This is a genomic window from Brachybacterium sp. GPGPB12, assembly GCF_038396325.1.
In the GTDB taxonomy this organism is placed as follows: Bacteria; Actinomycetota; Actinomycetes; order Actinomycetales; family Dermabacteraceae; genus Brachybacterium; species Brachybacterium conglomeratum.
Genome location: NZ_CP149573.1, coordinates 3,438,957 through 3,451,410 on the forward strand (window position 1 = coordinate 3,438,957; position 12,454 = coordinate 3,451,410).

Consider the following 12,454-nt stretch of genomic DNA (forward strand, 5'->3'; position numbering starts at 1 on the left):
AAGCCCGACGTGCGCCGGGTGCTGGGTCTGTTCCGCCCCTACCGCGGCACGATCGCCGCCGTGCTCTTCCTGATCGTGCTCGGAGCGGCCGCCGGGGTGGTCTCCCCGTTCCTGATCCGCGAGATCGTCGACGTGGCCCTGCCCGAGCGGCCGCGCCGACGTGCTCGCCTGGTCCGTCGGCGGACTCATCGCCGTCACCGTGGTCGCGAACGCCCTCGGCGTCACCCAGTCGATGCTCGCGGCCCGCGTGGGCCAGTCGGTGATGCACGACCTGCGCGTGGCGGTCTACTCCCACCTGCAGCGGATGGGGCTGGGCTTCTTCACCCGCACCCGCACCGGCGAGATCCAGTCGCGGATCTTCTCCGACATCGGCTCGATGCAGTCCGTGGTCACCTCCGTGATGACCCAGATCGTCTCCTCCGGCGCCGGAGTCGCGATGGCGCTGGTGGCCATGGTCGCGATGGACTGGCGCCTCACCCTCTTCTCCCTGATCGCCCTGCCCTTCGCGGTGTGGATGAACCGGCGCGTCGGACGGCGCCGCCGCACCATCGTCCGCACCCGGCAGGAGAAGGCCGCGGACCTCTCCGCCGGGATCCAGGAGTCGCTGTCCGTCTCCGGGATCCTGCTCGGCGTGACGATGGGCCGCACCGAGACGCTCAGCAGCGCCTTCGCCGACGACTCCCGCGAGCTCGCCGACCTCGAGGTCCGCTCCCAGATGGCCGGCCGCTGGCAGATGGCCGTGTTCACCACGATCATGGCGCTGTTCCCGGCGCTGACCTACTTCCTCGGCGGCCACCTGCTGTTCGCCGACCCCGACGGCGACGGCATCACCATCGGCACCCTCGTCGCCTTCATCGCCCTGCAGTCCTCCCTGTTCCCGCAGATCAACGGCCTGCTGCGGGTCGCGACCCAGGTCAACAGCTCCCTCGCCCTGTTCACGCGGGTCTTCGAGTACCTCGACACCCCGATCCTCATCGCCGACGCCGACGACGCGATCGCCCTGGACCCCGGGACGGTGCGCGGCGAGATCCGCTTCGAGGACGTCACCTTCGCCTATCCCGGCGCCGAGGAGCCGGCGCTGGCGCACCTGGACCTCGAGGTCCCGGCCGGGACGCACACGGCCCTCGTCGGCGCGACCGGTTCGGGCAAGACCACCACCGGCTATCTCATGGCGAGGCTCTACGAGCCGACCGACGGCCGGATCACCCTGGACGGCCACGACCTGCGGGAGATCACGCTGTCCTCGCTCGCCGCGAGCATCGGCGTGGTCACCCAGGAGACCTACCTCCTGCACGCCACCATCGCCGAGAACCTGCGCTTCGCCCGCCCGGACGCCACCGACGAGGAGCTCGTCGCCGCCTGCCGCATCGCCCAGATCCACGACCACATCGCCGCCCTCCCGGACGGCTACGCGACGGTCGTGGGGGAGCGGGGCTACCGCTTCTCCGGCGGCGAGAAGCGGCGCCTCGCGCTCGCCCGCACGATCCTCCGCGACCCGCCGGTGCTCGCTGCTGGACGAGGCGACGTCGGCCCTCGACGTCGCCACGGAACGGGCGATGTCCGGAGCGCTCGACGCGGTCGCGCGCGGACGCACCACCGTCTCGATCGCCCACCGCCTCTCCACCGTCCGCGACGCCGACCAGATCGTCGTGATGGAGCGGGGGAGGATCGTCGAGCGCGGCACCTACGAGGAGCCGCTCGCGCTCGGCGGCGTGTTCGCGGACCTCGCCCGGCAGGATCAGCAGGACGCCCGACGCGACGACGAACCGAACCCGGAACCCGTCGCTCCCGCCCCAGGCACCCGCTGAGCGCGGACGCCCGAGAGAAGACGCCATGACCGTCGCGGGCGCGCCTACGACCAAAGGCGGAGGCGGGAGTCCTCCCTGCGCGGGATGTGCGCGCCGTGCGGACCGGGGGAGGATCGTGCCCTCAGGCGGCGCATCCCGCGCCGCGCCCGCACCAGGGCACGGCACGACCAGGGGAAGAGGGCCATCGCATGACCACGATGCTCCCGGAGGACGCGATGGGGCGGCGGCGCGCTGTGACGGGTCGGAAGGCGATGTCGGGCCAGGACCGCGCGAGCGGCCAGGGCGGCAAGCCCGTCTCGGGACGGCCCGCGCTGTTCGTGACGATGCTGGCGCTCGCCGCCCTCGGCGTGCTCGTGCCGCTCGTGGTCGGGCCCGTGCCGCCGATGCCGGTGGCGGTGCTCGGCGCCGCGGCGCTCATGGGCGTCGTCGGCCTCGCCTGGTGGGTGGCCGGCCCGCGCCTGTGAGGCGGCGGGCGGTCGCGACGTCTCAGACGTCGATCTCGATCTCACCCTCGCCGCGCGAGACGCAGGTGATCATCTGGCTGTCCTGCTCGTCGTCCATGAGGAACTCGTCCATGTGCTCGACCTCGCCGGAGACCAGCGGCACCACGCAGGTGCCGCACACCCCGCCCTCGCAGGAGTAGTCCATCGGGACGCCCGCGTCGAGCAGAGCCTGGAGGAGGGACTGGCCCTCCTCGACCTCTACCGTGATCCCCGACTTCAGGCACTTGGCGGTGAAGGGCTCTCCGAACAGCGACATCCTCGCTCCTTCTGCGTCGACCGCGCCGAGCGGCGCGCGGTTCCATGGAAGGACCAGTGTTCCACGACTGTCACCGTCGAAGGAGGTGACTCACGCCTCCTCGGCGGTGGTGGATGCGGCGGCGTCGGTGCCGTCGGCGTCCTCCTCGTCCTGCGAGCGCGTCGTCTGTATCGCGGCCGCGGCCGCGACCGGGGCGGAGACCACCACGCGCGGCGGCACGACGGCCGCGGAGGCGGCGGTCGACGGGCTCAGCGCGAGCGCGGACGGGCCGAAGGTCAGCACCAGCGCCGCCGCCGCCGAGAGGGTCGATGCGCCCAGGCGCGATCGTCGATGAGGGATGTCGTCGTCCATGTCGTCTCCTTCCTCCACGGCGCCCCCGGTGGGGCCGCCGTGATCATGAGACCCCGCCCACCTGGCAGGCGGCTGAGGATCCCGACCGCATGTGCTGGGACCCGGGAGTGACGGAGCCCCGCGAGCCGCGGGGCCCCGCGGCCCCAGCGCGGTTGTTCCTCGCGTCTCTTCCCCCGGGGCGGTCGTGACCGCGTGGGCGAGCCCGCGTACACTGCACGCCATCGGCATCGACCCGGCCATCACCGGAGAGCCGCGGGAAGAACAGCACGAGCACGGTCCGCGAGGACAGGCGCCGCGCCCAGTAGAACCCGCCGGGACCAGCCCGTCACAGCTGAGGAACGAGGGGAGGCCCCCGCGTCGGCGGCGCCGGCGCGAGCGGCATCAACCGAGGTGGTACCGCGCCGCCGGCCCGTGCCGGGAGCGTCCTCGGGCGAGCAGTCCGCCCGCCCGCCGCCCCTGTTCCGCCTCGGAGGTTGTCCCATGGTCTACCCGGTCTCCGGAGACCCGCTCGTCCCCTCGCCGCACCTGCCCGCGCTCGAGAACGCGATCCAGGAGTTCTGGCGCACCGACGACACCTTCCGCGCCTCGATCGCCCAGCGCGAGGGCGCCGAGGAGTTCGTCTTCTACGACGGCCCGCCCTTCGCCAACGGCTTGCCCCACTACGGCCACCTGCTCACCGGCTTCGTCAAGGACGTCGTGCCGCGCTTCCGCACCATGGACGGGCTGAAGGTCGACCGCCGCTTCGGCTGGGACACCCACGGCCTGCCCGCCGAGCTCGAGGCGATGCGGGAGCTCGGGATGACCGAGAAGTCCGAGATCGAGGACATGGGCCTGCAGGCCTTCAACAACGCCGCCCGCGCCTCCGTGCTGAAGTACACGAAGGAGTGGGAGGAGTACGTCACCCGCCAGGCCCGCTGGGTGGACTTCGAGAACGACTACAAGACCCTCGACGTCACCTTCATGGAGTCGGTGCTGTGGGCGTTCAAGACCCTGCACGACAAGGGCCGCGCCTACGAGGGCTACTACGTCCTCCCGTACTGCTGGAAGGACCAGACGCCGCTGTCCGCCCACGAGTCGCGGATGGACGACGACGTCTACCAGGAGCGCCAGGACCAGACCGTCACCGTCACCTTCCCCTTCACCGGCGAGAAGGCCGAGCGGCTGGGACTGGCGGGCGTGAAGGCGCTCGCCTGGACGACCACGCCCTGGACCCTGCCCACCAACTTCTCCCTCGCCGTCGGCCCCGAGCTCGAGTACGCGGTGCTACCGGCCGGCCCGCTCGGCGCAGCGGATGGCGCCGCCGCGGGCGAGGGCCGCTACCTGCTGGCCGCCGCGCTGGTCGGCGCGCACGCCAAGGAGCTCGGCTACGAGAGCGCCGAGGACGCCGTCGCCGCGATCGAGGAGCGCCGCTTCGCGGGCGCCGAGCTCGAGCACATGACCTACCAGCCGCTGTGGACGGTCTACTCCGAGGACCGCGCCAAGTGGGGCACCGAGAACGCCTGGATCGTCACCGTCGCCGACTACGTCTCCACCGACGACGGCACCGGCGTGGTCCATCAGGCCACTGCCTACGGTGAGGTCGATCAGCAGGTCAACGCCGCCTACGGCATCCCCGTCATCGTCTCCGTCGACGAGGGCGCGCAGTTCCACGACTACTTCCGCGGCACCGAGCTCGACGAGATCGCCGGTCTGCAGGTGTTCGAGGCGAACCGCCCGATCATCCGCAACCTCCAGCGCGAGGGTCGCCTGCTGCGCGAGACCAGCTACGTGCACTCCTACCCGCACTGCTGGCGCCGCCGGAACCCGCTGATCTACAAGGCCGTCTCCTCCTGGTACGTGAAGGTCGCCGACCAGCGCGAGCGGATGCTCGAGCTCAACGAGCAGATCGATTGGGTGCCCGGCAACGTCAAGTACGGCCAGTTCGGCAAGTGGCTCGAGGGCGCCCGCGATTGGGCCGTCTCCCGCAACCGCTACTGGGGCACCCCGATCCCGGTGTGGAAGAGCGACGACCCCGACCACCCGCGCGTCGAGGTCTACGGCTCCCTCGCCGAGATCGAGGAGGCCTTCGGCACTCTCCCGCGCGACGAGCACGGCGAGGTCAACCTCCACCGCCCCTACATCGACGAGCTCACCCGCCCGAACCCCGACGACCCCACGGGCCGCTCCACGATGCGCCGCGTCACCGACGTGTTCGACGTCTGGTTCGACTCCGGCTCCATGCCCTTCGCGCAGGTGCACTACCCCTTCGAGAACCACGACTGGTTCGAGGGCCACAACCCCGCCGACTTCATCGTGGAGTACATCGGGCAGACCCGCGGCTGGTTCTACGTCATGCACGTGCTGGCCACCGCGCTGTTCGACCGCCCCGCCTTCACCTCCGTCATCTGCCACGGCATCGTCCTCGGCGAGGACGGGCAGAAGATGTCCAAGTCGCTGCGCAACTACCCCGACGTGCGCGAGATGTTCGACAAGTACGGCGCCGACGCGATGCGCTGGTTCCTCATGTCCTCGCCGATCCTGCGCGGCGGCAACCTGGTCGTGGACGAGCCGAAGATCCGCGACGCCACGCGCCACGTCGTCGTCGCCGCTGTGGAACGTCTGGTACTTCCTGGCGCTGTACGCCAACGCGGCGGGGGATAAGGACGCCTCGGGCCGGCCGACGGGGCACCGCGGCGAAGCCCGCCACGAGTCCACCGACGTGATGGACCGCTACCTCCTCTCCCGCACCGGCGACCTGGTGCGCGGGGTGCGCGCCTCCCTGCGCGAGCTCGCGATCGCCGACGCCGCCGAGCAGATCCAGGACCACCTGGACATGCTCACCAACTGGTACGTGCGCCGCTCCCGCGACCGCTTCTGGGAGGGCGATGCGCAGGCCATCGACGTGCTGGCCACCTGCCTGGAGACCCTGCTGCAGGTCGCCGCGCCGCTGCCGCCGATGGTCACCGAGGAGATCTGGAAGGAGCTCACCGGCGGCCGCTCCGTGCACCTGACCGACTGGCCCGACGACTCCCTCTTCCCCCGCGACGAGCGGCTCGTCGCCCAGATGGACGACGTGCGCGCGATCGCCAGCGCCGGCAACGCGCGCGCAAGAAGGAGGGCCTGCGCGCCCGCCTGCCGCTCGCCGAGCTGACCGTCGTCCACCACGATCCCGCCTCGCTCGAGCCGTTCACGGCGATCATCGCCGACGAGCTGAACGTGAAGCACGTGCGCCTGCTGGATGTCACCAGCGAGGAGGCGCAGGGCATGGGCGTGGAGCAGAAGCTCACCGTGAACGCCCGCGCCGCCGGGCCGAGGCTGGGCAAGCAGATGCAGGGCGCGATCAAGGGCTCCAAGAGCGGGGACTGGTCCGTGGCCGAGGACGGCACCGTCACCTCCGGCGGGATCGCGCTCGAGGAGGGCGAGTACTCCCTCGACCTCGTCGCCGGTGAGAGCGCCGCCCTCGAGGGCCGGACCGTCGGCGTCGCGCGCGGCGGCGACTTCCTCGCCCTCGACATCCGGGTCACCCCCGAGCTCGAGGCGGAGGGCACCGCCCGTGACGTGGTCCGCGCGATCCAGTCCGCGCGCCGCGAGGCGGGGCTGGACATCTCCGACCGGATCCGCCTGACCGTGGACGGCGACGAGCCCGTCGTCGCCGCGGTCGCCGCCCACCGCGAGCTGGTCGCGGGGGAGGTCCTCGCGCTCGAGCTCGCGGTCCCCGCGCGGCCCGCCGAGGGCGCGCACGAGGCTAGCGAGAAGGTCACCGGCGGCACCGTCACCGTCTCGGTTCAGCGGGCCTGAGGCGGAACGGGGCGGCGTGAGGAGCGCCGCCCCGTCGGCCCGCCCACGCCGTCCCGGCGACCCGCCCGCGCTGTCCCGGCGACCCGCCCGCGCCGTCCCGGCGGCTCGCCCGCGCCGTCGCGGCGGCCCGCCCGCGCTGTCCCGTCGGCCCTCCCGCGCGTCCCGATCACAGCGGTGGACGTCGGTCCGCCCGCTTCGTGAGGATTTACGGCCCGGTTCGGGTCACGACTGCGTATCGGCTGGTCAGAGCGGGTTTCTGGTCATCTGTCGTACGTATCATGGTGAGGGATCCAGCTGGGGATCCCCCATCCCCAGGAGAGCGCATGTCCACGCCCGCCCCCGCCCAGTCCTCCTCGACGACCGCTCCGCCGCGAGCTCGTCGGCGTCTCGCGCTCCTCGTGCTCGCCGTGCTGATCGCCTCAGCCGGCGTCCTCGGCGCGGCACCCGGCTCCGAGGCCCGCACCCCGCCCGCCGGCCTCGGCGGCTTCGTCCCCGGCACCCTCATCAGCGATGCGCAGATGTTCGCGGGCACCTCTATGACCGCCGCCCAGGTCGACGCCTTCCTCGACCAGAAGGGCGCGAGCCGCACCCGCGGAACCGACGGCGCCGACTGCCTCAAGGACCTCCGGATGGACACCCCGCAGCGGGCGAAGGACGCCTACTGCGCCGCGATCCCCGCGAAGAAGGCGGCGAGCGCCGGGACGATCATCGCGGACGTCTCCCGCGCCTGCGGCATCAGCCCCAAGGTGCTCCTGACCATGCTCCAGAAGGAGCAGGGCCTCGTCACCACGCGCAATGCGACCCCGAAGATGCTCGCGGGAGGCGCTCGGCTTCGGCCGCTCCGACTTCCAGACCTGCGACCCGAGGTACGCCGGCTTCGCCCAGCAGATCTACAACGCCGGGGTGCGCCTGCAGGCGTACGGAGATGCGAAGCGCGGCTACCGCTACCGGGCCGGCCGCACCTACGACATCCAGTACAGCCCTTTCGCCTTCTGCGGCTACGGGAAGGTGACCATCTCGAACCGGGCCACCGCCGCGCTGTACAACTACACCCCCTTCACCCCCACCCAGGCGACCCTCGACGCGGGCTCCGGGGCCGTGGCCGACGACGTCTGCGCCACCTACGGCAACCGCAACTTCTCCCGCCTGTACTCGCAGTGGTTCGGCTCCCCGACGGGCGCGAGCGCCTCGCGGTACCCGGTCGCCGCGCCGCTCGGGAAGAAGCCCGCGGACCCCTTCGCGGACGTCCCCTACGACACCACGATCTTCTTCACCGAGATCGCCTGGATGAAGCACATGGGCTACTCCACGGGGTGGGGGAGCGGCGCGAGCGCCGTCTACCGCCCCTACGACCGGATCAAGCGCGACGCCGTGATCGCGTTCCTGTACCGGGCGGCGGGCTCGCCCGCGTTCACCCCGCCGAAGGTCTCGCCCTTCAAGGACGTGAACTCGAAGGACACGATCTTCTACAAGGAGATCACCTGGGCGCATTCGGTGGGGCTGGCGCGGGGCTGGTCCGATGGCACCTTCCGTCCGTACGAGCCGATCAAGCGCGACGCGATGGCCGCCTTCCTGTATCGCGCCGCCGGCGAGCCCTCGTACACCGCGCCGGCCCGGTCCCCGTTCAAGGACGTGAACCGGGGTTCGGAGGACTTCTACAAGGAGATCAGCTGGATGGCCTCCCAGGGGTACGCCAACGGCTGGTCCGACGGCACCTTCCGCCCCTACGAGCCGATCAAGCGCGACGCCGTCGCCGCCTTCGTCTACCGCTGGAAGGTCGCCTGAGCGGGATGGAGCGCGGCGCTCGCGTGCGGTGACGGCGTCCGCGATCGGTCCGGTCGCAGTGCCGTTCACGCGGCCGCCGGCGTGCGCGTGCGCGAACTCGCCCGGGGGCGACTCGACCGTCAGGTGAGATCCTGAGGGCCGACGGCGCGAAGGGGGAGGCCATGGACGGCAGGATCGGGCGGCGAGCAGCGCTCCTCGGGGCGGGGATCGCGGTCGCATCGCTGCTGGCCGGTCGCTCCGGGAGCCGGCGGACCCGTCGGGTCACCGAGGCGGTGCTCGAGGTCCAGGGCGTGGACGGGTGCGAGCTCGACAGCTCCATCAGCGGGACCTTCCAGCGTCTGTCGCACGGCAGGATCGACCTCGGCAGCGACGATCGTGACGTCGCGTTCGAGATCTACGACGAGGCCATGCGCGCCGTCGTGACGACGCCGCACGACGGTGATGGGGACGACGGGAACATCACCGTCGGCGGGATCATGGGCTTCATCGGCGGAGCCGAGGAGTTCACGGTCCGGGGCCTCGACCCGGACATGCCCGTCGAGGACTACCGCCTGGACCGGGTGACCGCGAGCACTCTCTACGCGAGATACGGGCTGACCTGATCCGGGGTCCGCGGCATCGGCGTGCGGCGCCCGCCCGAGTCCTCCGCCGGCGGAGGCCGGTCCTGCTCCGCGCTCACCGGAGGTCCTCCCTGCCCACGTCGACCACGACGTCCTCGACCAGCGTGACCCCGTCGCCCAGGTAGACGCCCTCCAGGTCCTCCTGCGGCGCGGCGAGCACAGGGTCGGTCCCCGAACCAGCCTGCAGGTCGCCGTGATAGCCGCCGGTCACGTCCACGCCCTGCTCCGTGCGCGGACCGACTCATGGGCGTTCTCCAGCGGGGAGGCCCCGCCGAGAGCGGGAGCCGGCGCCTCGAGCACCACTTCGCGGACGGCGGGGGAGGAGACGCGGGCGCCGTCGATCCGATACCCGTCCAGGTCCAGCGGCGGCACCGGATCAGCGATCCGCGGCGGCGCCGGCCAGGTCGCGGGATGCCGCAGCAGCAGGGACGGCTCGAGCGCCGAGCTGTGCGAGACGTTGACCGTGCAGGTCGAGGCCTGCGCCGGCACCACCGTCTCCACCGGGGACCCGACCGAGAAGCTGTGGGTGATGTCGTAGCTGCCCGGTGCTCCGTCGGCCCGGTTGAAGCCGGGGTCCGCCGCCAGATGCGCGGCTGTCAGCCCGCCCTGCGAATGGCCCACGACCATCACCCGCGCCCCGTCGGGGATCCCTGCCGCGGCCATCGCCGTGCGGAGGTCGGCCATCGCCGCGGACTCCTGCCCGGCCATGGTCCGCAGGTTCGAGTCCCAGCCGGCGGAGTTCCCCTGCGGCCCCCAGGAGTCGGGATCCCAGATCGGCGCGCCCCCGGTCGGCGGGGCGTGGACGATGAACGCCTCGCCCCCGTCCCGGCCGCGCACGGTCTGGATCCGCACCCGCCCCGCCGCGGCACCGTCCCGGTCGGCGTCAGCGGGGACGCCTGCGAGCGGTCGGCGGGCCTCGTCGTTCGCCGCGACGAGGTCGGCGAGGCTGCGAGGTGTCGTGCTCGAGGGGACCTCCACGACGGCGTGCACGCTGACGTCGGTGCGCGGGTCGAGGAGACCGGTGTCGGTCACGGTCTCCACCGGCGCGAGCGCGATCGCGCCGCTGAGGAGGAGGGTGCTCGCGCCGAGCTGGGCGAGGGGGGGGGCGTCCCCGCCTGACCCCCAGACCTCGAAGATCCCGCCGAGGTGCCCGAGCTCGTTCCGGACCTGGTCGATCCCGTCCGAGTCGCCGCCGAGCCCGACCACGACGCCCGTGAGCTCCGCGGTGCCGAGCGCGACCCCGGCGCCGAGGGCGTCGGAGACAGGGGCGGCGGGCGCGGGAGCACGGCGGAGGGGAGGGACGCCGCGGCGGAGGGACCCGCGCGGAGACGTCCTCCTGCTCCGGTGGGAGCGAATGCACGGTGCGGGGAGGCCACGCCGTGCTCCTCGGCCGCCGACGCGCGCTCCTGCGCCTCGGCCTCGACGCGGATCCGGCCGGCGAGGAGGTCCAGGCGATCGCCGGCCTCGCGCAGACGGCCCCGGGACAGCAGGGTCCAGCGGAGCCGGAAGGCGTCGGCGTCCGGGCCGTGCCAGGTAGCGGCGCCGACGGCGTCGTCGGCTTTCGCTCGCAGCCCCGTGAGCCGGTCGGCGGCCGCCTCCAGGCGGTCGGCCTGCAGGCGGCATCGGTCCGTGTCCATGCCGAGCATCGAGTCGGCCCCGTCCCCCATGCCGTCCCTCCCGTCTCCTCGCCCTGCCGAGCCCGTGGCTCGGCGTCCTCTGCCCCGACGGCGCCGGCGCTCGCGGTCAGGCTAGGGAGGCCGCGGCGGCGACCGAGCGGGGGAGGGGCGGGCTGTGGACGATCGCGACGTGGGGAGGAGCGGTCGCGCGGGGCCCCGGCCGTCCGGCCCCCGGTCGCCCGCGCCCCGGGGCCGCTCGGTGCCCGACGGGGCCGTTCGGTCCCCGGGTCCCAGGCGCCCCTCGTACACTGATCCGGCCCGTCCCGCCCCGCACCCAGGAGCCGCAGTGCCCAGTTCTCCCCGTCCGGGTTCCTCCCGTCCGGCGATGTCCCCCGAGCCGCGGGAGGTCTATGCCGCGCTCCTCGAGCGCGCCCCGGAGAACCGCATCGAGCCGGACCTCAGCCGGATCCGCCGGGTGATGGAGCTGATGGGCGACCCCCAGAACTCCTACCGCTCGATCCGCATCGCCGGCACCAACGGCAAGACCACCACCGCCCGGATCCTCGAGCGGATCCTGCGCGAGGCCGGGTCGCGCACGGGCCGCACCACGAGCCCCCACCTCCACTCGCCCACGGAGCGGATCGCGATCGACGGCGCGCCCATCGACGAGGAGGGCTTCCTCCAGGCCTATCGCGACGTCGAGCCCTTCGCGCAGATCGTCGACGCCGAGTCGCGGGCCGCCGGCGGCCCGCCGCTGACCTACTTCGAGTACCTCACCGCGATGGCCTTCCAGGCCTTCGCCTCCGCTCCCGTGGACGTCGCCGTGGTCGAGACCGGCCTCGGCGGCACCTGGGACGCGACCGGCGCGGTCGACCCCGACGTCGCCGTGATCACCCCGATCTCCCTGGACCACCAGGAGTACCTCGGCGACACGATCGCCGAGATCGCGGGGGAGAAGGCCGGGATCCTCACCTCCGAGGCGATCGCGGTCCTCGCCGAGCGACCCTACCAGGACGCCGCCGACGTGCGCGCGAGAGGGTGGCGGAGCTCGGCGCGGAGGCCTCCGTCGAGGGGCGACAGATCGGCGTGCTCGCCCGCACCCCGGGCGTCGGCGGGCAGATGCTCTCGCTCCAGGGGATCGCCGGCCGCTACGAGGAGGTGTTCCTCTCCCTCCTCGGCGAGCACCAGGCCCGCAACGCCCTGCTCGCCGTCGCCGCCGCGGAGGCGTCTGCTGGGCGGCGGCACCTCCCCGCTGGACGGCGAGCCGCTGCAGGCGGCGCTGTCGAGCGTCACCTCCCCGGGGCGCGCCGAGGTGGTGCGCCAGGCGCCGACGGTGCCGCTGGACGCCGCGCACAACCCCGCCGGCGCCCTGACCCTCGTCGCGACCGTGCGCGAGAACTTCCGCTTCACCCGCACCATCGGCGTGGTCGGCGTCCTCCAGGAGAAGGAGGCCGACGACATCCTCGAGGTGCTCGAGCCGCCGCTGGACGCCGTGGTCATCACCCGCTCCAGCTCCCCCCGCGCGATCCCCGCGGACCGCCTGGCCGACATCGCCCGCGAGATCTTCGAGGACGCGGACCGGGTGCTCGAGCAGGAGAGCCTGCCCGACGCGATCCAGATCGCGGTCGACCTCGCCGAGGCCGACGGCGACCAGTTCGGCGGCGTGGTCGTCGCCGGGTCCGTCACCCTCGCCGCCGAGGTCCGCGACCTGCTCGGCGTCCCCGAGGAGATGTGAGAG

Annotated in this window: 9 protein-coding genes and 1 pseudogene; 6 read left to right on the forward strand and 4 right to left on the reverse strand. The window is 72.8% G+C overall.

Going from position 1 to position 12,454, the window contains the following annotated elements; all coding sequences use genetic code 11:
* Positions 1 to 160: 160 nt before the first annotated feature.
* Complete coding sequence (locus WKH84_RS20070; protein ID WP_341854877.1) at positions 161 to 1,837, forward strand: ABC transporter ATP-binding protein; 1,677 nt, start codon at positions 161 to 163, stop codon at positions 1,835 to 1,837.
* 159 nt (positions 1,838 to 1,996) lie between these two features.
* Positions 1,997 to 2,272, forward strand: coding sequence for a hypothetical protein (locus tag WKH84_RS20075; RefSeq protein WP_341854878.1), 276 nt, complete (start codon positions 1,997 to 1,999; stop codon positions 2,270 to 2,272).
* Positions 2,273 to 2,294: 22 nt separating this feature from the next.
* Here the strand turns inward: WKH84_RS20075 and WKH84_RS20080 are convergent, their stop codons facing one another.
* Both WKH84_RS20080 and WKH84_RS20085 read right to left on the reverse strand, forming a co-directional pair.
* Entirely contained in the window at positions 2,295 to 2,567 is a 273-nt protein-coding gene (locus WKH84_RS20080) for a 2Fe-2S iron-sulfur cluster binding domain-containing protein (RefSeq protein WP_308740275.1), read from the reverse strand.
* Between the two features lie 90 nt (positions 2,568 to 2,657).
* On the reverse strand, positions 2,658 to 2,918 hold the full coding sequence (locus WKH84_RS20085) for a hypothetical protein (RefSeq protein WP_341854879.1): 261 nt from the start codon (positions 2,916 to 2,918) through the stop codon (positions 2,658 to 2,660).
* Between the two features lie 480 nt (positions 2,919 to 3,398).
* Here WKH84_RS20085 and ileS point away from each other — a divergent pair.
* The 3 genes and pseudogenes from ileS to WKH84_RS20100 all read left to right on the forward strand — a co-directional run bounded on the left by ileS (position 3,399) and on the right by WKH84_RS20100 (position 9,082).
* Positions 3,399 to 6,695, forward strand: a pseudogene (gene ileS, locus WKH84_RS20090) (isoleucine--tRNA ligase).
* A 795-nt stretch (positions 6,696 to 7,490) separates the two neighbouring features.
* The gene (locus WKH84_RS20095) at positions 7,491 to 8,480 is read left to right on the forward strand and encodes an S-layer homology domain-containing protein (protein ID WP_341854880.1); all 990 of its coding nucleotides are present in this window, start codon (positions 7,491 to 7,493) and stop codon (positions 8,478 to 8,480) included.
* Positions 8,481 to 8,641: 161 nt separating this feature from the next.
* Positions 8,642 to 9,082, forward strand: coding sequence for a hypothetical protein (locus WKH84_RS20100; protein WP_341854881.1), 441 nt, complete (start codon positions 8,642 to 8,644; stop codon positions 9,080 to 9,082).
* Positions 9,083 to 9,155: 73 nt separating this feature from the next.
* On the opposite strand, the gene WKH84_RS20105 is transcribed toward WKH84_RS20100, so the two are convergent.
* Together WKH84_RS20105 and WKH84_RS20110 are read right to left on the reverse strand one after the other, a co-directional pair.
* On the reverse strand, positions 9,156 to 9,317 hold the full coding sequence (locus tag WKH84_RS20105; RefSeq protein WP_341854882.1) for a hypothetical protein: 162 nt from the start codon (positions 9,315 to 9,317) through the stop codon (positions 9,156 to 9,158).
* The gene (locus WKH84_RS20110; RefSeq protein ID WP_341854883.1) at positions 9,308 to 10,306 is read right to left on the reverse strand and encodes a hypothetical protein; all 999 of its coding nucleotides are present in this window, start codon (positions 10,304 to 10,306) and stop codon (positions 9,308 to 9,310) included. Before WKH84_RS20110 ends, WKH84_RS20105 begins: the two co-directional genes overlap by 10 nt.
* Positions 10,307 to 11,062: 756 nt before the next feature.
* Between WKH84_RS20110 and WKH84_RS20115 the strand changes: the two genes are divergently transcribed.
* Positions 11,063 to 12,451, forward strand: coding sequence for a folylpolyglutamate synthase/dihydrofolate synthase family protein (locus WKH84_RS20115; RefSeq protein ID WP_341854884.1), 1,389 nt, complete (start codon positions 11,063 to 11,065; stop codon positions 12,449 to 12,451).
* Positions 12,452 to 12,454 lie beyond the last annotated feature (3 nt).

Excerpts from the sequence above, each read along its gene's own strand:
- WKH84_RS20095 (WP_341854880.1), top strand. The coding sequence starts at position 7,491 with ATGCGACCCCGAAGATGCTCGCGGGAGGCGCTCGGCTTCGGCCGCTCC.
- WKH84_RS20100 (WP_341854881.1), top strand. The coding sequence starts at position 8,642 with ATGGACGGCAGGATCGGGCGGCGAGCAGCGCTCCTCGGGGCGGGGATC.
- WKH84_RS20080 (WP_308740275.1), bottom strand. The coding sequence starts at position 2,567 with ATGTCGCTGTTCGGAGAGCCCTTCACCGCCAAGTGCCTGAAGTCGGGG.
- WKH84_RS20075 (WP_341854878.1), top strand. The coding sequence starts at position 1,997 with ATGACCACGATGCTCCCGGAGGACGCGATGGGGCGGCGGCGCGCTGTG.
- WKH84_RS20085 (WP_341854879.1), bottom strand. The coding sequence starts at position 2,918 with ATGGACGACGACATCCCTCATCGACGATCGCGCCTGGGCGCATCGACC.